This window comes from Rhizobium sp. BK619, from assembly GCF_014195245.1.
GTDB lineage: Bacteria > Pseudomonadota > Alphaproteobacteria > Rhizobiales > Rhizobiaceae > Rhizobium > Rhizobium acidisoli.
The window spans coordinates 141,971-162,763 of sequence record NZ_JACIBH010000017.1 but is presented as its reverse complement, the minus strand read 5'-3'; the positions used below and the strand labels follow the sequence as shown (position 1 = coordinate 162,763).

24 protein-coding genes are annotated in these 20,793 nt (G+C 60.9%); 10 read left to right on the top strand and 14 right to left on the bottom strand.

Going from position 1 to position 20,793, the window contains the following annotated elements:
• Window positions 1–204: 204 nt before the first annotated feature.
• Both FHX14_RS29105 and FHX14_RS29100 read left to right on the top strand, forming a co-directional pair.
• On the top strand, window positions 205–690 hold the full coding sequence (locus tag FHX14_RS29105; RefSeq protein ID WP_184380424.1) for a MarR family transcriptional regulator: 486 nt from the start codon (window positions 205–207) through the stop codon (window positions 688–690).
• 122 nt (window positions 691–812) lie between these two features.
• Window positions 813–2,219: an adenylate/guanylate cyclase domain-containing protein gene (locus FHX14_RS29100; protein WP_184380422.1), complete on the top strand. Its 1,407-nt coding sequence runs from the start codon at window positions 813–815 to the stop codon at window positions 2,217–2,219.
• A 175-nt stretch (window positions 2,220–2,394) separates the two neighbouring features.
• Here the strand turns inward: FHX14_RS29100 and FHX14_RS29095 are convergent, their stop codons facing one another.
• The 6 genes from FHX14_RS29095 to FHX14_RS29070 form a co-directional block, all read right to left on the bottom strand.
• Window positions 2,395–2,898 carry an SRPBCC family protein gene (locus FHX14_RS29095; protein WP_184380421.1) on the bottom strand — a complete coding sequence of 168 codons (504 nt, stop codon included), beginning with the start codon at window positions 2,896–2,898 and terminating at the stop codon, window positions 2,395–2,397.
• On the bottom strand, window positions 2,891–3,238 hold the full coding sequence (locus FHX14_RS29090) for a metalloregulator ArsR/SmtB family transcription factor (protein ID WP_184380419.1): 348 nt from the start codon (window positions 3,236–3,238) through the stop codon (window positions 2,891–2,893). Before FHX14_RS29090 ends, FHX14_RS29095 begins: the two co-directional genes overlap by 8 nt.
• 137 nt (window positions 3,239–3,375) lie before the next feature.
• Window positions 3,376–3,885 (bottom strand): nucleoside kinase, encoded by a 510-nt coding sequence (locus FHX14_RS29085; protein WP_184380417.1) that lies wholly within the window; start codon window positions 3,883–3,885, stop codon window positions 3,376–3,378.
• 244 nt (window positions 3,886–4,129) lie between these two features.
• Window positions 4,130–5,239, bottom strand: a complete 1,110-nt coding sequence (locus tag FHX14_RS29080) for a sulfite oxidase (RefSeq protein ID WP_184380415.1) — start codon at window positions 5,237–5,239, stop codon at window positions 4,130–4,132.
• A gap of 209 nt (window positions 5,240–5,448) precedes the next feature.
• Entirely contained in the window at window positions 5,449–6,120 is a 672-nt protein-coding gene (locus FHX14_RS29075) for a DUF938 domain-containing protein (protein WP_184380413.1), read from the bottom strand.
• 349 nt (window positions 6,121–6,469) lie between these two features.
• The gene (locus FHX14_RS29070; RefSeq protein WP_184380411.1) at window positions 6,470–7,369 is read right to left on the bottom strand and encodes an AraC family transcriptional regulator; all 900 of its coding nucleotides are present in this window, start codon (window positions 7,367–7,369) and stop codon (window positions 6,470–6,472) included.
• Between the two features lie 200 nt (window positions 7,370–7,569).
• On the opposite strand from FHX14_RS29070, the gene FHX14_RS29065 reads away from it, so the two are divergent.
• The 8 genes from FHX14_RS29065 (at window position 7,570) to FHX14_RS29030 (ending at window position 16,120) form a co-directional block, all read left to right on the top strand.
• Entirely contained in the window at window positions 7,570–9,036 is a 1,467-nt protein-coding gene (locus FHX14_RS29065; protein ID WP_184380410.1) for an aldehyde dehydrogenase, read from the top strand.
• 67 nt (window positions 9,037–9,103) lie between these two features.
• The gene (locus FHX14_RS29060; protein WP_184380408.1) at window positions 9,104–10,408 is read left to right on the top strand and encodes an ABC transporter substrate-binding protein; all 1,305 of its coding nucleotides are present in this window, start codon (window positions 9,104–9,106) and stop codon (window positions 10,406–10,408) included.
• 3 nt (window positions 10,409–10,411) lie between these two features.
• Entirely contained in the window at window positions 10,412–11,167 is a 756-nt protein-coding gene (locus FHX14_RS29055) for an ABC transporter ATP-binding protein (RefSeq protein ID WP_184380482.1), read from the top strand.
• The gene (locus FHX14_RS29050) at window positions 11,164–11,892 is read left to right on the top strand and encodes an ABC transporter ATP-binding protein (protein ID WP_184380406.1); all 729 of its coding nucleotides are present in this window, start codon (window positions 11,164–11,166) and stop codon (window positions 11,890–11,892) included. The genes FHX14_RS29055 and FHX14_RS29050 overlap by 4 nt, the downstream gene beginning before the upstream one ends.
• A complete protein-coding gene (locus tag FHX14_RS29045; RefSeq protein WP_184380404.1) occupies window positions 11,889–12,803 on the top strand; it encodes a branched-chain amino acid ABC transporter permease in 915 nt (304 codons plus the stop codon). Before FHX14_RS29050 ends, FHX14_RS29045 begins: the two co-directional genes overlap by 4 nt.
• On the top strand, window positions 12,800–13,825 hold the full coding sequence (locus FHX14_RS29040) for a branched-chain amino acid ABC transporter permease (protein WP_184380402.1): 1,026 nt from the start codon (window positions 12,800–12,802) through the stop codon (window positions 13,823–13,825). Before FHX14_RS29045 ends, FHX14_RS29040 begins: the two co-directional genes overlap by 4 nt.
• Before the next feature lie 41 nt (window positions 13,826–13,866).
• Window positions 13,867–14,652, top strand: a complete 786-nt coding sequence (locus FHX14_RS29035; RefSeq protein ID WP_184380400.1) for a coniferyl-alcohol dehydrogenase — start codon at window positions 13,867–13,869, stop codon at window positions 14,650–14,652.
• Window positions 14,653–14,674: 22 nt separating this feature from the next.
• A complete protein-coding gene (locus FHX14_RS29030; protein WP_184380398.1) occupies window positions 14,675–16,120 on the top strand; it encodes an aldehyde dehydrogenase in 1,446 nt (481 codons plus the stop codon).
• Between the two features lie 56 nt (window positions 16,121–16,176).
• Here FHX14_RS29030 and FHX14_RS29025 read toward each other — a convergent pair whose 3' ends face one another.
• The 8 genes from FHX14_RS29025 to FHX14_RS28990 all read right to left on the bottom strand — a co-directional run bounded on the left by FHX14_RS29025 (window position 16,177) and on the right by FHX14_RS28990 (window position 20,790).
• The gene (locus FHX14_RS29025; protein WP_246713488.1) at window positions 16,177–16,620 is read right to left on the bottom strand and encodes a chemotaxis protein; all 444 of its coding nucleotides are present in this window, start codon (window positions 16,618–16,620) and stop codon (window positions 16,177–16,179) included.
• A gap of 73 nt (window positions 16,621–16,693) precedes the next feature.
• The gene (locus FHX14_RS29020) at window positions 16,694–16,924 is read right to left on the bottom strand and encodes a PAAR domain-containing protein (protein ID WP_348649274.1); all 231 of its coding nucleotides are present in this window, start codon (window positions 16,922–16,924) and stop codon (window positions 16,694–16,696) included.
• Between the two features lie 167 nt (window positions 16,925–17,091).
• On the bottom strand, window positions 17,092–17,664 hold the full coding sequence (locus tag FHX14_RS29015; RefSeq protein WP_184380394.1) for an SMI1/KNR4 family protein: 573 nt from the start codon (window positions 17,662–17,664) through the stop codon (window positions 17,092–17,094).
• Window positions 17,665–17,962: 298 nt separating this feature from the next.
• On the bottom strand, window positions 17,963–18,232 hold the full coding sequence (locus tag FHX14_RS29010) for a PAAR domain-containing protein (RefSeq protein ID WP_157179821.1): 270 nt from the start codon (window positions 18,230–18,232) through the stop codon (window positions 17,963–17,965).
• 108 nt (window positions 18,233–18,340) lie between these two features.
• Window positions 18,341–18,853, bottom strand: a complete 513-nt coding sequence (locus FHX14_RS29005; RefSeq protein WP_184380392.1) for a GNAT family N-acetyltransferase — start codon at window positions 18,851–18,853, stop codon at window positions 18,341–18,343.
• Window positions 18,834–19,322: a competence protein ComJ gene (gene comJ / locus FHX14_RS29000; RefSeq protein ID WP_184380390.1), complete on the bottom strand. Its 489-nt coding sequence runs from the start codon at window positions 19,320–19,322 to the stop codon at window positions 18,834–18,836. Before comJ ends, FHX14_RS29005 begins: the two co-directional genes overlap by 20 nt.
• A gap of 2 nt (window positions 19,323–19,324) precedes the next feature.
• Entirely contained in the window at window positions 19,325–19,753 is a 429-nt protein-coding gene (locus FHX14_RS28995) for a NucA/NucB deoxyribonuclease domain-containing protein (RefSeq protein WP_348649275.1), read from the bottom strand.
• Window positions 19,754–19,851: 98 nt separating this feature from the next.
• Entirely contained in the window at window positions 19,852–20,790 is a 939-nt protein-coding gene (locus FHX14_RS28990; protein WP_184380388.1) for a DUF4123 domain-containing protein, read from the bottom strand.
• Between the last annotated feature and the right edge of the window lie 3 nt (window positions 20,791–20,793).

The window sequence follows — 20,793 nt, the reverse complement described above, 5'->3', positions numbered from 1 at the left end:
CCTCCCATGCCCGCCGCTCCTCCGCCGCAGGCAAATTTGTATGCAACACATACTAATATCTTTTCCCGGTGAGATGCAAGAGGCTGTTTTCGACAAATCGCAGCGTCCGAAGAGGCGCGGGAAATATCCCGGGCATAGCAATAGGGATATTGACTAACCCGCTGATTTTGATGGTTATGGCGCCTGAACGAAGCGAGACGAATGATGGCCACAAAACCACCGCAGGACGAAATCGAAGCCGAGGAGGCCTCCGTTATGCCGCCGCTCGACGTCGGCCGGCTCGGCGATCTCCTGGGCTTCCATCTGCGCATGGCGCATGTGGCGATCTATCGCGATTTTGCCGAAACCATGGAGGAGCTTGGGCTGACGCAGAAGCAGCTCGCGGTGATGGAACTCGTCGCCGGCAATCCGGGCGCTTCGCAAATCGACCTTGCCAATACGCTCGGCACCGACCGCGCGACGATGATGGCCCTCGTCAACCGGCTGGCAGCCCGCGACTTCATCGAGCGCCATCCTTCCGCGGCCGACCGCCGGCGCCAGGACCTGCATCTGACCAAAGCCGGCCAGGCAATGCTCACGCGGGCGCGCAAACTGATCGATACGCATGAACGGCGTTTCATCGACCTGTTTTCATCAGACGAAATGGAGGCGCTGCTGGCGGCGCTGAAGCGGATCTATAAGGGGCACTGACCCCGCTTCCGCTTGGGAAGAACGTGGCATCCAAGCCTATAGATTTCTATTGGGAAAGTCCCGTGTTATGATCCCTGTCCAGGCGTCGTCCGCCGTGGGTTCTGCACACGGAGACTTGTCTCATGAGTGAAATGGACGTGCTTTTTGCCACCCTGCGGCAGGCGGCTGACCCGCAGACGGTCGAGTGCATCGAAAACGTCGTCAAGCATGGCTCGGATCGCGATCTCAATCGCATCAATGCGCTGGCCTTTGCCGAAAAGCATCATCTCGATGAAGAGAAAACGATCGCAGCGCTTCTCCATGCCGCCCGCATAGGCGCATTCGAAATGACCTGGAATGTGCTTTGCCCGGGATGCGGCGGCGTCCTCGACAGCGGCGCAACCCTGAAAGGCGTCGTCCAGGACACATACCACTGCGCGCTGTGCGCCGCCGGATACGAACCGACCCTCGACGAGATGGTCGAGGTCACCTTCACCGTCAGTCCGCGCGTGCGCCGGATTGCCGCCCATGATCCCGACCGGCTGCCTCCGCTCGAATATTACCGCCAGATCTTCTTCAGCTCCGGCGTCGACCTGCCGGAGGATCTGGAGGCAAAGTTTCAACGCATCCTGCTGGAAATGATAGAGCTGGCGCCGGGCGAGAAGGCTTTCGTCTCGCTGCAGCTGCCTTCGCAATTCGTCATCATCTTCGATGCGGTCACGCACTCGGCGCAGTTCATCGATGTGCAGGGCGAGCCCACCGGTGAGCGCCAAAACCTCTCCATGGTCATCAGCCGGGGGCATGCACTGAACGATACCGTGACGCTGCGCCCGGGCTTGCTGCGGCTCGCCCTCGAGAACCACACCGATCGCCGTGTGGTGCCAAATGTCTGTATTGCGGGAGATGAGCTGCATGATCTCTTGGGCCGCCGGCGGCCTTTTCTGACGGCCAAGCGCCTGCTGACCAACCAGAGCTTCCGCGACATCTATCGGACCGACACGCTCGACGTCGACCAGCGCCTCAAGATCACCAGCCTGACTTTCCTCTTCACCGACTTACGGGGCTCGACCGCACTTTACGAGCGCGTCGGAGATCTTGCCGCTTTCGATCTGGTGCGGGCGCATTTCCGCGTTCTTCACGAGATCGTCGCCACCGAGGCGGGAGCTGTCGTCAAAACCATCGGCGATGCCGTAATGGCGACCTTCCCGAGCCCGGACCGCGCGGTGGCAGCCGCGCTCAGGATGCGGGAAGCAATGCTTCGGTTGAATGCCGAACACGGCAGCGACGATCTTCTCCTTAAGATCGGCATCCATGAGGGACCATGCCTCGCGGTCAACCTGAACGACCGGCAGGATTATTTCGGCCAGACCGTCAATATCGCCTCGCGCGTCCAGGGCCTTGCCGATCCCAATGTCATCATGACGACGGAGGCGATCGTCGGCGATATCAAGGTTTCGGAGATCCTGCGCGACAGCGGCATAAACTCCGCCTCGCGAATGGCGGAACTTCAGGGCATCGGCAGAGAGGTCAAAATCTTCGCACTGTCGTGAGGTTGTTCTGCTCTTCGAGGTCAAGTGAACTTCAGCAGTTACCGCTAACGGCCGGAAGCGATCATCAAATATCAGTTAGTTCAACGGCTGTTTCGCGCCCTCAAGACGGTGAGAAAGGCCGGTGGAGTCGCTTCCCGAGAGCAGACGTCCCTCGAGGCGAGTTTCCCGACCCGCGCTACTCGCCTATGCTGGAAAGCAATTCGTCGAGCTGCTCCAACTGCTCCGACAATGCGGCCGCCGAGCCCTGCAGTGCTTCCTCAAGCGCCTCCTTGGACGGATAAATTTCGTGGAATTTCAATAGTGTCCTCCCGCCTTGGTCCTCGAAGGTCACGGTCGTGATCGCACCTTCTTCGCCCTCGTCGTTGGTCCAGACGATGCGCTCGTTCGGCACGACCTCGAGATACTTGCCGTAGAAGGCCATGGTGTCCGAACCGTCGGCGCCGAATTCCAGCCGATATTTGCCGCCGGTACGAACGTCCATATCGCACGATACGAGCGAAACGCCGGATACCGATTTTGGCACCCACCAGCGCTGGAACAGCTCGGGCCGGCTCCACGCCTTGTAAACCGTGCTCGGCGGCGCATTGAATATCCGCGTTACCAACAGTTCGCGATCTCCTCTGCGCTCGACTGACGTGCGGTTCTGCGCACCATCTGCACTGTTAACTTGCTCAGTCATCGCTTCCCTCCTGTTTCATTTCGCTGATGATTTCGTCCAATGCTTCGAAGCGGGCCTCGAAGAGCTTGCGATGCGCCTCGATCCATTCGGCCTCCGCCTGGAGGCCGCGTTTCCCAAGCGTGCAGGTTCTCACCCGCCCGACCTTCTGCGTGACGACGAGCCCCGCTCGCTCGAGAACCTGGACGTGCTTCTTCATACCGGTCAGCGTCATCTGGAACTTATCCGCGAGACTGGTGATCGAGGCGTCGCCCCGCCCAAGCTGATCGATGATCCCGCGGCGGGTCGCATCGGACAACGCCGCAAACGAGAGATCGAGGGGAAGGCCTGGATACTGAACCATTTAGTTCAGTATATAGCCAGCTCGCACAGGAAACGCAAGCATTCCGAACGTTCCATGCCGTAGACCGCACCCCGGCGGCGGCAGCAGAAAATCGTCTGGCGCGCGACCGACAGCTGCAGAAGTGCTCCTGTCGGGCTTCAGGTAAGTTTAGCGAGGATATCGTCGACGACACTTGGGATGGTATTTGCCGTGTCGATATTATTGCCGGCGGGAAGATGCTCCCGGCTACGATGGTAGCGGAGCACCAGGGCCCGCTCGGCCGGCTCGAAACCTGGCTCGTTCGGGCGCCCATCCAGCCGTCGGTTCAACGTCTCAACGTCGATGTCGAGCACGAAAACCTTATCGAACAGGTCGAGGAATTTGTGGAAATTGCGCGAACCGCCACAAAAGAACGTGGCAGGGCGGGTGGTGTCGGCAGCGATGGCTCGGACCTTGTCGACAGGCCAGATCCAGTGAGCGTGTCCCCAGGCGATACGGTCTGCCCCTTCAGGTGGTCCTGCGAGCGCCTGGCCTGTCTCGGGGTCGCCGACATAGGCCAAAACGCGGTCACCATGGACGACATGGTAGCCCCGCCGCTCCAGTTCGGTAGCGACAGACGTCTTTCCAGTCCCCGAGCCGCCTTCGATCAGATAGTTCTTGATGCCCATGAGCCCTCTTTATCACGGCCTTCAATACGGTGAGAAGACACTCTACCTGGGTGCGGTCAGCCAGCGAGCTCACCTGATCAAGGTTAGTATTCGGTACATTTGGATTAAGGGTGAATGTCCGGGGGGACGCGCGCCCATAATGGTCATCGAGCCACAGGTAGTAGTTGCTGCAAAGCGGAAATCACGCAGTGACAACGCGGGTCGCAGTTGCGCCAAAAGCCGCCATTCCGCCCCATGCGGGTGATTAGATCACGAATTCCTCCTCGTAGGTCTGTGGCTCGGGAACGACCGTAACCTCCACAGGAACGATCCAATTGGCCGCATAGCTCTCGCAGTCGGAATGCGGGAGGTCGGGCTGCACGCACCCCGCCGCATCGATCGCGCGACATCGCAGTGTATATGGCCCCACGTCTTCAGGGGTCCACATGTACTCCCACAAGCGCCATGCAAAGGGACGTTCTGTTTCGAGGAGCCGTCCCTCGCGCCAGCCCCTGCCATCTCCGGTGCAGACCTGCACCTGCCGGACAGCAGCCTCTCCGCTCCAGGCGGCTCCGAAAATCCGGTACGGTTGGCCGGCGATGAGACGCGCGCCCTGCGCGGGACGCGCGATCTGCGCTTTGACCTCCATCTCCGCGAGGGGGACCAGCCTGGGTTCCCCGAGGCTACGCTCCCAACGGAAATAGTCGCGCGCCTGCCAGTAGCCAAGGAACGGTTGCTCCACAACCGTGATATGCGTGATCCACTTGACCCAAGCCATGCCGAACCAGCCACCCACGACCGCGCGCAACGGGTAGCCGTGATCGCGCGTCAACGGCTCCTCGTTCATCGAATAGGCAAGCATCGTGCTGTCAGCGATGGCCTTCTCAAGCGGTAAACTGCGCGCAAAAGCGATGGGGCCGGGAGAAGCCGTTTTCTTGTTCGTGTCGACGATGCCGCTGTCTGCGCCTACGAGCAGAACTTCACGTGCGGTTGGCTTGACGCCCGCCATTTCCAAAATCTCGCGCAGGGGAACACCTGTCCACGCAGCATTGCCGACGGCTCCGTTCTGCCACTGCAACCCCTCCTTCGGCGGCACATAGTGGACGCGCCCGTTCCCTGCGCACTCGACGACGGCGGTGAAAGTCGTGCTCCGCATCGCCTTGATGCTGTCGAGGTCAAGTTCGATCGGCCGCTCCACCGCCCCGTCAACGCGCAATCTCCAGTCTCGCGCATCGAGGTCCGGCGACGGGAAATGGTTTCGCACGAAGAACAGCTCGGTTGGGATCAGCCAATCGGAGAGCGACGCAAACGGAAACTCGATGTTTGGTGGGGACTTCTGTCGAATTATTAGACTGGGTTTCTCTGGTGTCGGCATCGTCCTCGTCTCCCCTTCCAAGAGCACAACGTTGGAACTCGGTCACGCGAAATCCGGTTCGATCACACCGCCCCTCGCAGTGCGTCTGTCGCGTTCGATCTTCGGTCCCATTCTAGCACATACCGCACGTTCCTCGGATCGAGCTCGAACGGCAGCAATGGGCCCGAATGCTGCTATGGGCCAACGTCTCTTTCGCGCCCGCTTGTCGTTCAGACGCTACCGTTGGAGAAGACCAGCAACATATTGTTGGTAGGCATCTCGATCGTCTGGCGGAGATTAAGTCCAGCGGCCTCACCCACTTGTTCAAGATCAGCGATATCACGCACACCCCAGGATGGGCTACGCTCCTTTAGAGCCGCGTCGAAAGCAGCGTTCGAGGGGGCGTTGTGTGCCCCGTCACGCATGAATGGGCCGTAGAGAAGAAGAAGCCCACCAGCGTGAAGCAAACGGCCAGCTCCTGCGAACAATCCTAAGCTCGCCGCCCATGGCGCGATATGGATCATATTGATCGACACGATGGCGTCAAAATGCCCCGTTTGTTCGACGCCCCATTGCGCTGAGCACACATCAATATCCCGCGGGGCCAGCACATTCTTGAGCCCTGCGAATTTGATCCAGCTAGACGTGCTGGTGCGGGCGTCGGCATCCGGATCGCTCGGCTGCCAGGTGAGGTTGGGCATTGCTCCCGCAAAACACACGGCGTGCTCGCCGGTCCCGCATCCAATCTCCAGCACGGTGCCACGTGTTGGAAGGACACGTTTTAGGATCGCGAGGATCGGCGCCGAATTTCGCGCAACGGAAGGTGAGAACATGCGCTGGTCGGCGCTTATGTCGCGCTGTTCCAGCGCAACAGGCGAACGGTCCTTCTTCTCTGGGGGCATTGGCCTTGAATCCCCTTTGGGCGATGTCTCCCACCTTATAGCTGAAATGATGGGACTGAAACCAAGGATTTCGGACTTGCGAAGGGGGGGCGTCGGCGCGTGCGTTCGGCCGAGGGCGACCGAACGTCCACTTCGCGTCAGATCACGCACCCGCCAGGCTCAAGGTCTGCTTTCGAAAATCAGAGCCCGGAAGCCGACCGACGGCTTTCGGCGCGAAAGCAGGTTCACCCGATCCGTTGTGACGGTTACTATTGGCGCATTGCAGTCCTCCATCTGTTGGGGCTTCCATATCAATGTGATCTGCGATCCAAGACCGGCAAATTCCAGCTTTGACCAATAAGCCTCGAGCCTAAGGCCAGTCGGCATAGCCTGAGGAGAGCATGCCGTTTTCCGAACCGGCGGCAGCGCGGGCGATCTCGCGGTAGCCGGCGGGGGAAAGGCCGGTCTTGCGTTTGAAGAAATGGCTGAAATAGGTCGGGTCGCGAAAGCCGAGGCTGTCGGAGATTTCCTGGATATTGCGGGCCGAGCGCTCCAATCTCAGCCTTGCCTCCTGCACAACGCGCTCATGCAGAAGCTGGATCGGCGAGCGGCCGAGCGCCCTCCGGCAGATCGAATGAAGCCGGTCCGCGGTGACGCCCAATTCCGCGGCATAGTCGCTGATCGGCCGATGCTGGCGGAAACCGGCCTCGACCAGTTGCCGATATCGCTGCAGGATCGATCCGGTTTCGCCCTGCCCGCGCGGCTCGCTTCTCTCGCCGTCGGAACCGCGCCACAGCGTCATCAGGATCAGCCGCATATAGGCCGACGCAACCATCCAGGAGGAACGGGAGGGATCGGCGAGCTCCCGCACGAAGCCTGAAATCAACGGGCTGATTTCAGCCACCAGCAAAAGGTCCCGCGCCTCGACCAGCTTGCGTTGCTCTGTGAAGATGCGCAGCGAGTAGGATTCCACCTTGTCGCCGATGGCATCGACCATGACCTGCGCCGAGGCTCCGATCAGATGGGCCGCGGTTCCGGCGGAAATCGACAGGTCGCATCGTGCCTGTGGCGGCAGGAAGGCAAGCAGCGGCCCCCGCAACGACCGATCTTCGCCACTGTCAAAATGAAGCTCGACCCGCCCCTCCCCAAGCAGCAGGAAATGGTAGAAATCGGCATAGAGTCCCTTTTGCAAACGGATGCGCCGATGCGACAGCGACGGCGCATGCCACTCGCCCCTGGCATAATGATGAATGCCGCCATCCGTCGCCAACGCCTCTCCTCCGCTTCCACCCGACATTGGGGCAATCGCCGGATAATTACAATATTAACCCAATAAATCGCATTCCATCCGCAATTGATCGGCGTAACCTTAGCGTCATCAGCCTTTGGGAGGAGGCATTCCGACAGACGCAGCAACGCTTGGACAGCCTTCGGGCTGTGGCGTCCGCTCGTCTTCTCCCCATGGCAACAATGCGGAGTGAAACGGTGTTTTCGGCGAAGCTGATGATTAACAACGAGGCGCTGGATGCTTCCGAAGGGGCGACCTTCGAACGCATCGATCCGCTGACCGGCGATGTCGCAACGATCGCGTCGGCGGGATCCGTCGCCGACATGACGCGGGCGGCCAATGCTGCCGCCGCCGCATTTCCCGACTGGTCGCAGACCGGCCCGGGCGAACGGCGCAGGCTGTTGAACGCGGCCGCCGATCTCCTGGAGGCCCGTACGCCGGAACTCATTGCCGCCATGACCGGCGAAACCGGCGCCACGGCGCAATGGGCGATGATCAATTGCGGGCTCGGTGCAGATATTCTTCGCGAGGCGGCCGCGATGACCACGCAGATCTCGGGCGAACTCATTCCGTCAGGCATTCCTGGAAGCCTCGCCATGGCGGTGCGCCAGCCGGCCGGCGTCTGCGTCGGCATCGCCCCCTGGAATGCGCCGATCATTCTCGGCACCCGCGCCGTCGCCATGCCGCTTGCCTGCGGCAACACCGTTGTCTTGAAAGCCTCGGAACTCTGCCCGAAGACCCATGGCCTGATCGGCGACATCCTGCGCGACGCCGGCTTCCCGCGCGGCGTCGTCAATGTCGTTTCCAATGCGCCGAGCGATGCCGCCGCCGTCGTCGATGCCCTGATCGCACACCCGGCCGTGCGCCGCATCAATTTCACCGGCTCCACCCGTGTCGGCAGGATCATCGCCGAAACCTCGGCAAGGCACCTGAAGCGCTGCCTGCTCGAACTCGGCGGCAAGGCGCCGTTCATCGTCCTTGCCGACGCCGATATCGACGAGGCGGTCAGTGCCGCAGCCTTCGGCGCCTTCATGAACCAGGGCCAGATCTGCATGTCCACCGAGCGGATCATCCTCATGGACGAAATTGCCGACGGCTTCGTCGGCAAATTCCGGATGAAAGCTGCGACCCTCGTCGCAGGCCACCCCGGAGACGGCAACACGCCGCTCGGGACGCTGATCAACGCAGAGGCCGTGCGCCGCGTCAGGTCGCTCGTCGACGATGCCTTGCAGAAGGGCGCGGTCCTCGTCTGCGGCGGCGAGGCCCACGGCACGCTGATGGATGCGACCGTCATCGATCACGTCACCCCTGCCATGCGCGTCTACCGCGAGGAGAGCTTCGGGCCGGTCGCGGCGATCATCCGGGTCGGCAACATCGACGAGGCCGTGACGGTCGCCAATGACAATGAATACGGGCTCTCTGCGGCGGTTTTCAGTGCCGATGTCAATGCGGCCTTGGCCGTCGCCATGCGGATCGAATCCGGCATCTGCCACATCAACGAAGCCACGGTTTCCGACGAGCCGCAAATGCCGTTCGGCGGCGTCAAATCGAGCGGCTACGGCCGCTTCGGCGGCAAGGCGGCGATCGATGAATTCACCGAGCTCCGATGGGTCACCATCGCATCGGGAAAACGGCAATACCCGATCTGAATTCAGATCGGTGGGGTGAACAATGGAAACGGGCGGGAGGCCCGTCTCGAGAGGGAGGAATGATTTCATGAACGGAAAACTCAACGCGGCATCGCTCACACGCCGCTCCTTCATCGCATCGGCCGCGGCAGGCAGCGCAGCCCTGGCGCTTTCCGGCCGCACGGCCTTTGCCGAGAGCGGCGACACTTTGAAGGTCGGCTTCATCAGCCCGCGCACCGGCCCTCTCGGCGGCTTCGGCGAGACGGATGGCTATGTGCTCGATTTGGCGCGCAAGGCGCTGGCCAACGGCCTGCAGGCCGGCGGCAAGACCTGGAAGGTTGATATTCTCGACCAGGACACCCAGTCCGACCCGTCGCGCGCCGGCCAGCTGGCGAAGGACCTGATCAACAATCAGGCGATCGACCTGATGCTCGCCGTCTCGACGCCGGAAACCATCAATCCGGTGGCCGACGCCTGCGAGGCAGCCGGCATTCCGTGCCTGTCGACGGTCATGCCCTGGGAAGCCTGGTATTTCGGCCGCGGCGCCAAGCCGGGCGCACCCTCACCCTTCAAGTGGACCTACCATTTCGGCTTCGGCGTCGAAGAGTTCCACAAGGCCTATGTTTCGCAGTGGAACCTGATCGAGACTAACAAGAAGGTCGGCGTCATGTACCCGAACGACGCCGACGGCAATGCGATCCGCGCCCATCTGGCGCCGGCACTTGCCAAGGCGGGCTTCACCATCGTCGATCCCGGCGCCTATGAAACCGGAACCACCGATTTCACGGCGCAGATCGCCCTCTTCCGCCAGGAGGGCGTGGAGATCTTCAACTCCTTCCCGATACCGCCCGACTTCGCCGCCTTCTGGCGCCAGGCGGCACAGCAGGGTCTGACCCAGCAGATCAAGATCTGCCAGGTTGCCAAGACAGGCCTGTTTCCTTCCGATATCGAGGCGCTCGGTGATCTCGGCATGAACATCGGCAGCGCCGCCTACTGGCACAAGGCCTTCCCCTATAAGTCGACGCTGACCGGCGTCTCGGGAACCGAGCTTGCCGACGGCTATGAAGCGGCCAGCGGCAAACAGTGGACGCAGCAGCTCGGCGCCAGCCTTGCGCTTCTCGATGCCGGCTTCGACGCGCTGAAGGCGAGCACCGACGTCAAGAGCAAGGAGGCGGTCGCCAAGGCGCTCGCCACGCTGAAGACCACGACGATCGCCGGCAAGGTCGACTTCACCAGCGGCCCGGTCGCCAACGTCTCGCCGGGACCGATCATCGGCACGCAATGGGTGAAGGCGGCCGAGGGCTCGAAATTCGCGCTCGACTATGTCGTCACCGAAAACGCCACCGACCCCAATGTCCCGGTCGGCGCCAAGCTCATCGCTTACAACGGATAACGGATAGTGCAGCAGCTAGCTCAAAATCGGCCGGGAGGAGCCTTTCTCTCGGCCAAAGGGATCCACAAGCAGTTCGGCGCGCTCATCGTCCTGGAAAACCTGGATTTTTCCATGAGCGATGGCGATGCCGTCGGCATTGTCGGGCCGAACGGCGCGGGCAAGACGACGCTGCTCTCCGTGCTCGCCGGCGCCTTCCCGCCCAGTGCCGGAACCATCACTTTCGATGGTGTCGATGTCACCGGCCGGACGGCGGCGGAACGCTGCCGTTCCGGGCTGGTGCGGACCCATCAGGTGCCCAAACCCTTCAGCGGCATGACGACCTTCGAAAATGTCTTCGTCGCCGCATCGCACGGTCATGCCGCAAGCCGCGACGAAGCCTATGAGCGTGTGGTGGATTCGCTGTCGCTCTGCGGCATGCTTGGGGTGGCCAACCGCCCGGCAGATACGCTCGGCTTGCTCGATCGCAAACGCCTGGAGCTTGCCCGCGCGCTCGCCACGCAGCCGCGGCTGCTGCTGCTCGACGAGATCGGCGGCGGTCTCACCGACGGCGAGGCGAGCGAGCTCGTGGAAACCATTCTCGAATTGCGCCGCCGCGGTATCGGCATCGTCTGGATCGAGCATATCGTTCATATCCTGCTGCAGGTGGCGGAACGGCTGATCTGCATGGACGCCGGCAGGATCATTGCCGATGGCGAGCCGAAAGCGGTCATGAGCAATGCCGAGGTCGTCAAAGCCTATCTTGGAGGGACGCCGGCATGAGCCTACTTTCCATCCGCGACCTCGACGTCCGTCACGGCCTGCTGCAGGCGGTACGCGGGGTCAGTTTCGATATCGCCAAGGGCGAGGTGCTGGCGCTGGTCGGGGCCAACGGCGCGGGCAAGACGACGCTGCTCAGATCGATCGCCGGCGCCCATCTTCCCTCCTCCGGGCAGATCCTTCTCGACGATGAAGACCTGGCCCCGATCCCCTCCCACAAACGGATCGCCAAAGGCATCGCCCTGGTGCCGGAAGGCCGGCGGCTGTTTTCGCAGATGACCGTCGAAGAGAACCTGCTTCTCGGAAAGAGCTGCGGGCGCAAGGGCGAGTGGAGCATCGATCGCGTCCTCGATGCCTTTCCGAACCTGAAACCCCGCCGTCACGCCAAAACCGGGCATCTCTCGGGCGGAGAACAGCAGGCGACCGCGATCGGCCGAGCGCTGATGAGCAACCCGGATATTCTGCTGCTGGATGAAGTCTCGCTCGGGCTGTCACCCTTGGTCGTCGACCGCGTCTACGCCCAGCTGCAGGCATTGCTGACCTCGGGAACGACGATCGTGCTCGTCGAGCAGGATCTCGCCCGCGCCATGGCTGTCGCAAGCCGGGTCATCTGCATGCTGGAGGGACGCATCGTCCTCGACAGGCCGGCCACCGCCGTCACCCGCGAGCATGTCACCCAGGCCTATTTCGGATTGCACCGAGCAGCCGGCGAAAGGAGCGCATCATGATCAACACGCTGATCCAGGGCCTCCTGCTCGGCGGCTATTACGCCGTCATCGCCTGCGGCCTGTCCTTCATGTTCTCCGTCATGCGGATCATCAATCTCGCGCATGGCAGCCTGGCAGTCGCAGCCGCCTACGGGCTGTGGCTGCTTGCCGCCAAAGCCGGCATCCCGCCTTTCGCCGGCCTGCTGATCGTGCTGCCGGTCATGGCGGTGCTCGGCTGGCTGCTGCAGCGCTTCATTCTCGAACGCAGCGCCCGCGGCGGCACGCTGCTGCCGATCCTGACGACCTTCGGCCTGTCGATCGTCATCGACAATCTGCTGTTCGAACAGTTTGGCGCCGACACAAGATCGCTCGCGCCCTTCATCGGCAACCTGTCCTATGCATCCTGGCAGTTACCCGGCCATATCTTCGTCGGCAAGCTTGCGGTGATGATGATGGTGACGGCGGTCCTCGTTCTCGGCGCGCTGCAATTCTTCCTCAGCCGCTTTGCGCTCGGCCGCGCCATCCGCGCCACGGCCGAAGATCCCGATACGGCGGGGCTCGTCGGCATCGATGCGCGCAGGGTCAATGCAGTCGCCACCGCCATCACCATGGTCACGATCGGGATTGCCGGCGCCTTTCTCGGAATGCGGGCGACCTTTAGCCCCTATGCGGGCGGCCCGCAACTTCTCTTTGCCTTCGAGGCGGCCGTCATCGGCGGAGCGGGATCGCTTTGGGGCACGCTTGCCGGCGGCATCGTGCTCGGCCTTGCCCAGTCGCTCGGCGCGCAGCTGCATCCGCAAGGTTTCCTGATCGGCGGCCATGCCGTCTTCCTGCTCGTTCTCTTCGTCAGGCTGTCCCGGCTTGGCATGCCTCAACTCGACAAGCTCGGCGCCTTCCTCAACTTTCGCGCCCGTCTTCGGAGCCCGACATGACATTCGTCTCCAACGGAATTTCGATCGAGCGCTGGACGAAATCGTCGCGGGTAGCGCTCGGCTCCATGGCAGCGGTTCTCGCCCTGCTGGCGGTCGCCCCAGCCGTGCTCGGTGCCGGCGCGATCGACAGGATGACCGCCCTGTTCATCTATGTGATCCTGGCCGCTATGTGGAATGCGCTCGCCGGCTTCGGCGGGCTCGTCTCGGTCGGCCAGCAGGTGTTCTTCGGTCTCGGCGCCTATTTCACCATCCGCCTTGCCGATGCCGGGCTCGATCCCTTCGTCTCGGTCTTTGCCGCCGCGATCGTGACCGGCGCGTTGTCGATCCCGCTTTCGCTGTTCATGCTGCGGCTGAAGGGCGGCGAGTTCGCAATCGGCATGTGGGTTGTGGCCGAGCTCGCCCATCTGCTCGTCAACCTCGACCGGCTGATCCAGGGGGAAACCGGGACGTCGCTGATCTCGCTCAACGTCTACGATAGCGGCACGCGGCGGGCGATGATCTACTGGCTTGCGCTCGCATCCATGGCGGCCCTGCTCGGCGCGCTCTTCACTCTGATGCGCAGCCGCGCGGGTGCCGCCATGCAGGCGATCCGCGACAATGAAGAGGCGGCGACCTCGGTCGGCGTACGGGTGATCGCGACCAAGAGGCTGCTCTTCGTGCTTGCCGCCTTCGGCATCGCGATTGCCGGCGGCCTGTGGCTGGCGACCGCCACCACCTTCCAGCCGAAGACCTATTTCAGCGTCCAGTGGACGGCCTACATGATCTTCATGGTGCTCGTCGGCGGGATCGGCAAGTTCGAGGGCGCGATTCTCGGCGCCATCCTGTTCTTCGTCATCGAAACCTTCTTCGGCGCAGCCGGCGTCTGGTACCTGATCGGCCTCGGCGCTACCGCCCTGATCTTCTCGCTCTATCTGCCGCGCGGCCTCTGGGGCGAAATCGAGCGCCGCTTCGACTTCCAGCTTCTGCCCGTCGGCTACCGGCTGAAACTGCCCGGTCCCACCAAGATCAAATGGAAGGAATGAGCCGGTTTGCTTTCCGGTCTCTCCAGCGAAAGGTGACATTCATGCTTTTTGGTAAAACAATCCTGGTGACCGGCGTGGCCTCGGGCATCGGCGCCCGGACGGCTGAGTTGGCCGGCCAGATGGGCGCTGAGGTGATCGGCGTCGATGTGCGCGAACCGGCCAATGGAAGCGCCGCCTTCATCAAGGGCGATCTGTCCACGCGATCGGGCGTCGCCGAGATCGTTGCGCGGCTCCCGGCGCGTCTCGATGCGCTTGCCAACGTCGCCGGCCTTTCCGGCAATACCGGCGTCGTCTCGACGCTCGCGGTCAATTTCTACGGTCTGCGCGCCTTGTCGGAAGCCGTCGCCCCGCGACTGCGCGAAGGCGGCGCCATCGTCAACGTCGCCTCGATCGCCGGCTACGGCTGGCGCGCCAATCTCGAACGGGCGAAATCGCTGACATCGATCGAAGGCTTTCCGGATGTGGCGGCGATCGTCGCCGAACACGGCCTCAAGGACGAGCAAGGCTACCCGCTTTCCAAGGAGTTGCTGCTGCTCTGGACCATGCGCGCAGCCCATCAGCCGTTGTTCAAAGCGCGCGGCATCCGCGTCAATGCGGTGAGCCCCGGGCCGGTGGAAACGCCGATCCTTAAACAGTTCCGCGCCGTGCTCGGCGATGCCAGGGTCGATAGCGACATCACCCGCGTCGGCCGCGCCGGCACATCAGCCGATATTGCCCCCGCCGTGCTCTTCCTGTGCTCGGATGGCGGACGCTGGATCAACGGCGCCAATCTTGCCGCCGACGGCGGCCTCGAAGCATCCATCAACGCCGACGTCCTCGGCTTCTAGTTTTTTCTTAAGGAGACCTACGATGAATATTTCCCTGCTGATCAACGGCGCAGACCGCCCGGCCTCCGACGGCCGGACCTATGACCGCATCGACCCCTTCACCGAAAAGCTCGCCAGCCGCGCCGCCGCGGCGAGCCTGGAGGATGCCGCAGCCGCCGCCGATGCCGCCTCCGCCGCCTTTGCCGCCTGGTCGAAGACCGGCCCGGGGCAGCGCCGCGCGATCCTGATGAAGGCCGCCGACATCATGGATTCCAAGGTGGGCGAGTTTACCCAGCTGATGATCGAGGAAACCGGCGCCACCGCGCCCTGGGCTGGCTTCAACGTCATGTTCGCCGCCAACATTCTGCGCGAGGCCGGCGCCATGACGACGCAGATCGCAGGCGAAATCATCCCCTCCGACAAACCCGGCACGCTCGCCATGGGCGTTCGCCAGGCGGCCGGCGTCTGCCTGGCAATTGCCCCCTGGAACGCGCCCGTCATCCTCGCGACCCGCGCCATCGCCATGCCGATCGCCTGCGGCAACACCGCCATCCTCAAGGCATCCGAACAATGCCCGGGCACGCACCGGCTGATCGCAACGGTGCTGACCGAAGCGGGCCTGCCCGCCGGCGTCCTCAACGTCATCACCAACGCGCCTGAGGATGCGCCCGAGATCGTCGCCGCGCTGATCGCCCATCCCGCCGTCAAGCGCGTCAACTTCACCGGATCGACCAAAGTCGGCAAGATCATCGCCGAGACCTGCGGCAAGCATCTCAAGCCCGCCCTTCTCGAACTCGGTGGCAAGGCCCCACTGGTTATCCTCGACGACGCCGATCTCGACGGCGCGGTCAACGCCGCCACTTTCGGCGCCTTCATGCATCAGGGGCAGATCTGCATGTCGACGGAGCGGATCATCGTCGATAGCTCGATCGCCGATCAATTCGTCGCCAAACTCGCCGCCCGCGCCAGCCAGCTCCCGGCCGGCGATCCGCGCGGCCATGTGGTGCTCGGCTCGCTGATCAGCCTCGATGCCGCCAAGAAAATGGAAGAGCTGATCGCCGATGCGACGGCCAAGGGCGCCAAACTCGTGGCCGGCGGCAAACGCTCGGGCACCGTAGTCGAGGCCACGCTGCTCGATCACGTCACCTCTGATATGCGGGTTTATGCGGAAGAATCCTTCGGCCCGGTGAAGCCGATCATTCGCGTCTCGGGTGAGGAGGAAGCAATCCGGATCGCCAACGACACCGAGTACGGCCTGTCATCGGCCGTCTTCAGCCGCAACATCCAGCGGGCAATGGCGGTTGCCGCGCGCATCGAATCCGGCATCTGCCACATCAATGGTCCGACCGTGCATGACGAGGCCCAGATGCCCTTCGGCGGCGTCAAAGGCAGCGGCTACGGCCGCTTCGGCGGCAAGGCGGCAATCACAGAATTCACCGATCTGCGCTGGATCACGGTGGAGGATTCCGCCCAGCATTATCCCTTCTGACGACGAAACGCATCAGCGCGCCACAACGGCCATTGCGGCTGTGGCGCGGTCGTTGTTCAGGCCGAAAAACCATCCAGCGCATCGACAAGCTTCAGCCAGAGATCATGGGGAGGCGAAGGAATTGGCCTCGATTCATCATCGGAGGCCCGGATTTCGAAAGCCACACCCTTCGATCTGACGCCCGCCAGCATCCGCCGAAATTTCGTCGCCTTCTCTGTGAACCGGCCCGAACCCTGTTCGCCCAGCACCGTGCGGACCGTCGCCAGGGCGAGATTGCAGTTCTTCTGCAATTGTCCGAAGGCGCCGCGATGTTTGTCCCGCATGCCGCGATGGAGATCCCCCTGGGCGAGCGCGGCCATCGCGTCGTTGAAATCGGACAGATTATCGCCAATCGACGTGATCAGTTCATTGAGGATAATGGCCGAACGCGAGAGATCCGGATCGGCGTAGTCGGCGTTCATCCGCCGCGTCAGATCTCCGCCCAGGACAGCCGTCGCCAATGCCGCGATCTCAGCGGAGAATCTGGCTTTCTCATCGTTGAGATCGGTTGGCGCTTCAATGCTGTCGGGATCATCAGGATCTCGATCCCGATACGCCGCATTCCACCCCGGGCCGTTCGTTGTCTCGACCATGCGCACCGAGCCCCATTCGGGCCAAGGCCTTGCCTTCGATAAAGACGATCGACGAGCCGCCGCTGACCGTATTGGGCCCGCCGACCACGCAGGTGCATTTGTCGCCGACAACGGCAACCGGCACGCCGTCGACGGTCACCAATGTCTGCGTTTGCGAAATCGGCGCCGACATGCGGCTTGGGTCCCGGTTCAACCATCGGGCAAGTGTGGTTGTGACCTTTAAGGGAAACGTAAGACGCCATATAATTTCCGTCCAATCCCCGTTGATCGAAATAACCAGCCATGGAAACTCGGTCGCCCCCTCCCGGCCTCAGTTGGACTATCGGTCAGGCGTCGGACTTATTCGAAGTCCTTTGCCCGATCCTTCCAGTATTCGCTGATGAATTCACGTGACGGTGGCGAATCCTCGTCGTCGCCATCGAATTCCGGACCACCTTGGGCGCGCGCGTCCAGAGTGCGTCGCACTTCGTTGCGCAGGAACTCGCCAAAGCTGTCCGCGAGCTTGTCCTTGCCGTTCGCGTATCCGCCAGCGGACACCTCGTAGACCGGCGCCTCGCCGTCCGCGTTCATCTCGGCGCAATCCATCACAAAGAAGGGACCATAACCCGCCGTCAGAAACGGGATCATCGTCTCGCTGATCCGGCCATCGGCGCGTTCTCGTTCCGTGGCGTACACAACATTGGTGATGAATTTCGCGTCGATGCCTTGGGAGAGCCAACCGTAAATCTCAACCGTGTCGAACTCGAGCGCTCCATATTCGGACAGCATCTTCTTATACGACACCGGCAGCGACACGCCGAGCCGGGTCTCGATCTGCTTCAAATCTTCTTCGGTCGCGCTCTTGGTCCCGAGAATGTCGATCCCGTTGTCTCGCAGGCTGTGGATCGCATCATCATACATCACGGTGCTCATTATCTACTCCTTTGTCCACGGCCGATCCAAAGAGCTTGCGCGGGAAGCTAATGCCGCTACCCCCCGCCAGTAGCAGCATCCGTCGCATGTGTCGGCGACACAGGTTCCGCTTTAAAGATCAGGATGCTCAATCCGTTCCCATTCATTTCCATCTAAGCGGAATATATCCTGTTGGCCGACAACCCATAGAACATCGCGAAAATTGGAACCGCGGTGTCGTAGTGCCCCCCGAGGCTGGGATCGTTATCGACTGGGTTCCCGAATATCGTGACCGGCGTGCAGGGAACGCCGGGTCCAACTATTCAAATGTCAGCCAAGTCTCGCCTTGCACGAGCCGGCCGCCGTGCTCGCAGGAATCGCCCATACGCGCAACATCTTTGCCGTTGATTTTCGCTACCGAAGACCCGCCAGTGATCGCTGCCGTAGTTGGAACGCCTGTACACAGGCACTTGTCGCCCACCGTTGCGATAGGAATACCGTTAACTTTGACGAAGTCTTGGTTGGTCGTTTGTACCGGTCCGCCGACATGAAGCCTGGGGCCGGGATCACACGCTGGACAGACGTGCATTTGACCTTTGAGTGTTACAGGTTGCCCCAAATCAGCCTCCCAAATTATTTTCGTGAATGCATGTTACAAGCCGGCGCCATGATCGAACATCGGACCGACAAGTGAATTTCAAAGCCGTTGCATATGCACATATGGAATTCTGATCCGCCGCTTCTCGACATAACCAGTCGATATAAGCTGGAACCCAAAATTCGTATAGAAACCAGTCGCATTCAAGGTTGCCTTGACATACTTTATCTCAGCAAACCTGTCGGTGCATCTTAGCAAAAATGAGCCAACCCCAGACTTCTGCCTCTCAGGGCAAACGAACAGCGAGAGCAGCTCGCTTCCCTGCCAGCTACTGAACGCAACGGCCAAGCCTTTATGTTCAGCGACCAGATATCCTTCGCCCGCCAGCATGCCATACCAATAACCTTGAGAAGTACGGCCCTCTAGCCATGTCCTGATTTGAAGAGGGGTATAATACTCCGCTAAAGAGCGCGTCAGACAATCGGTATGGATATGGTGTACACGAACGATGTCACGCTCTTCCATCGGCCTGCACACGATATCCGCAACACCAACGGACTGAATGTCAACGTCGCGACTCAACACTCCTAGCTCACTGAGCTGCTTGAGCATGCAGATCTAATGGTGAAGACGTATCCATCTCTTGATCTGCCTTACGGATCTCAAAGACGGCGTCGTCTTTTTTTACAAACCTAAATCGAATACCATGGTCAAATTTGTGCAGCTCATTCGTTCCGCCTGGCAGTAATTCAAAAATTACCTGATATTTTCCTCTCTCGAGGATGGAAATGTTATTTTCGTCAGTGATTGAGCCGATGATTACGGAATTATCCTCAATGAGCTCAAAAGGAGTCAAGATTTCGCGTGTGGATACACCGCCAAGGGTCGGCGATTCAGCATCCCGAAGCACTTCAATCATACACATTTCCCCATCAGGAATCCTAAACGAAACACTTTCAGAGCGCCAAGAAAACCCTTGCGAGACGTGTCGTGGACCCCAGTCGTTAAAGGGACTGTCCAGGTTAGAATTAAACACTGCCACCTGTTGATAGCTAACGAAAAGAGGAAATATATCAGCCATGATCAAGGTCCAACTGTAATTGTAGCTTTACAACCATCTTTATACTTCCTGAGCTGATTGCCCATGGAAGCTCCGGCACCCATATTATCACCGGAAGCAACGTTTCGTACGCTGGCACCGGCGCCACCTTCGAGAAACATTGCTGGTGGATACTCGTCGGGTTGCATGTTTGGCACTCTTGGGTATCCACCGGTTGCAGCAGCCCTGCGCGCGGCAGCACCTGGTCGGTCGATTGTGAGGATTGAAGGCTTGCCTGCCGCTTGCGCATCCAGAATATGCTGTGCGGACTCGGGATATTTGCTTTTAGAAATTACTGCGACGCCGTGGCAAGGGCAGTTTCCCGTTGTGCAGGTATCTGTGCCCGCTTGATCCCGCGCCTGAGCCCCATCCTCTGCTTTATTGATGTGGTCTGAAGCGACTTTTGCGGTCACAGCCAACCCCAGCGCTCCAGCAATCCACGGAGCTGCCGCGGTGGCGGCCTCTCCAACTCCCACCCAGAAGGGCGGATATAGCAAGATGGCCGCCAACGTCAGCCCCCCTTCACTTCTTGCATGATCTTCTGCATCAGGATTTTGACCCTATCATTAGGCGAGATATCAGTGTCGTCAGCCCTCATCGCCCTCATCACCTGCGGTGAAGTTGATACGCGTCCTCCGGACAGAAGTTTTAGATAGGCCCACCGGCAATGTGATCCTTCAGATGTAACTCCGAGATCGATCGATTCTCTAACCGAGCCATATGCGAAGGCCGTAAGTTCATTGTTGGAGAATTCTCTGCATTTCTCTCCCGCGACTGAGCTGAGGTATTCAGAAACCCGCCCAACCATCGTGGAAATCTTGGCCTGCGAGACAATTTCGATCTGCGCCGGCTCGATCTTAAGAAGCCCTCCTGGCGCTTCGGGCAAATTTGGGGGCCGTAATGCGCGTTTAAACCTGCCATTGTTGGTGACGTTAGCAAGGATCGCGGTTGCTGGTCCGAAGATACGAGCAAACTGCTCCATGGAGAAAAGTGGCAGGAAGCTGCCCAAGACGTTCGGATCCCAGTGTCGAAATAATACCCGCTCATACACTATCGGCTTGCCTGCCGGCCGCCCATTTTGCAAAATTCTGTCATCGGGAACTAACACTTGATTAATGCCGCGCAAGTGCCGCCACAATGCGTCTTCGCCAGCCTGACATGACCAGAACACGGCACATGGTTTCTCCAGCGCGAGTTCCTCGATGTGCTCGCGTATGCTCCTATTTTTTAAGGTGACCAGCCACGGACCATCTCGCCGCATCTCATCGTTACCGCCTTTCAAGAAGAGCGAACGGCTGGCAATGTCTGCATCCGCCAGCTCATCTTCCAGATCGTCAAAGTGTCCACCATCTAAGACGGCAAACAATGGCGTAGGCATAGTGTCGAGTGCTACTCGGAAAACACCATTGCTTGCTTCAGTATCCTGAGTTTCGATAGTCTGAGTGTCCATGTC

Coding starts and splice junctions, on each gene's coding strand:
- FHX14_RS29105 (WP_184380424.1), top strand. CDS start 205: ATGGCCACAAAACCACCGCAGGACGAAATCGAAGCCGAGGAGGCCTCC.
- FHX14_RS29100 (WP_184380422.1), top strand. CDS start 813: ATGAGTGAAATGGACGTGCTTTTTGCCACCCTGCGGCAGGCGGCTGAC.
- FHX14_RS29095 (WP_184380421.1), bottom strand. CDS start 2,898: ATGACTGAGCAAGTTAACAGTGCAGATGGTGCGCAGAACCGCACGTCA.
- FHX14_RS29090 (WP_184380419.1), bottom strand. CDS start 3,238: ATGGTTCAGTATCCAGGCCTTCCCCTCGATCTCTCGTTTGCGGCGTTG.
- FHX14_RS29085 (WP_184380417.1), bottom strand. CDS start 3,885: ATGGGCATCAAGAACTATCTGATCGAAGGCGGCTCGGGGACTGGAAAG.
- FHX14_RS29080 (WP_184380415.1), bottom strand. CDS start 5,239: ATGCCGACACCAGAGAAACCCAGTCTAATAATTCGACAGAAGTCCCCA.
- FHX14_RS29075 (WP_184380413.1), bottom strand. CDS start 6,120: ATGCCCCCAGAGAAGAAGGACCGTTCGCCTGTTGCGCTGGAACAGCGC.
- FHX14_RS29065 (WP_184380410.1), top strand. CDS start 7,570: ATGCGGAGTGAAACGGTGTTTTCGGCGAAGCTGATGATTAACAACGAG.
- FHX14_RS29060 (WP_184380408.1), top strand. CDS start 9,104: ATGAACGGAAAACTCAACGCGGCATCGCTCACACGCCGCTCCTTCATC.
- FHX14_RS29050 (WP_184380406.1), top strand. CDS start 11,164: ATGAGCCTACTTTCCATCCGCGACCTCGACGTCCGTCACGGCCTGCTG.
- FHX14_RS29045 (WP_184380404.1), top strand. CDS start 11,889: ATGATCAACACGCTGATCCAGGGCCTCCTGCTCGGCGGCTATTACGCC.
- FHX14_RS29040 (WP_184380402.1), top strand. CDS start 12,800: ATGACATTCGTCTCCAACGGAATTTCGATCGAGCGCTGGACGAAATCG.
- FHX14_RS29035 (WP_184380400.1), top strand. CDS start 13,867: ATGCTTTTTGGTAAAACAATCCTGGTGACCGGCGTGGCCTCGGGCATC.
- FHX14_RS29030 (WP_184380398.1), top strand. CDS start 14,675: ATGAATATTTCCCTGCTGATCAACGGCGCAGACCGCCCGGCCTCCGAC.
- FHX14_RS29020 (WP_348649274.1), bottom strand. CDS start 16,924: ATGTCGGCGCCGATTTCGCAAACGCAGACATTGGTGACCGTCGACGGC.
- FHX14_RS29015 (WP_184380394.1), bottom strand. CDS start 17,664: ATGAGCACCGTGATGTATGATGATGCGATCCACAGCCTGCGAGACAAC.
- FHX14_RS29010 (WP_157179821.1), bottom strand. CDS start 18,232: ATGCACGTCTGTCCAGCGTGTGATCCCGGCCCCAGGCTTCATGTCGGC.
- FHX14_RS29005 (WP_184380392.1), bottom strand. CDS start 18,853: ATGCTCAAGCAGCTCAGTGAGCTAGGAGTGTTGAGTCGCGACGTTGAC.
- comJ (WP_184380390.1), bottom strand. CDS start 19,322: ATGGCTGATATATTTCCTCTTTTCGTTAGCTATCAACAGGTGGCAGTG.
- FHX14_RS28990 (WP_184380388.1), bottom strand. CDS start 20,790: ATGGACACTCAGACTATCGAAACTCAGGATACTGAAGCAAGCAATGGT.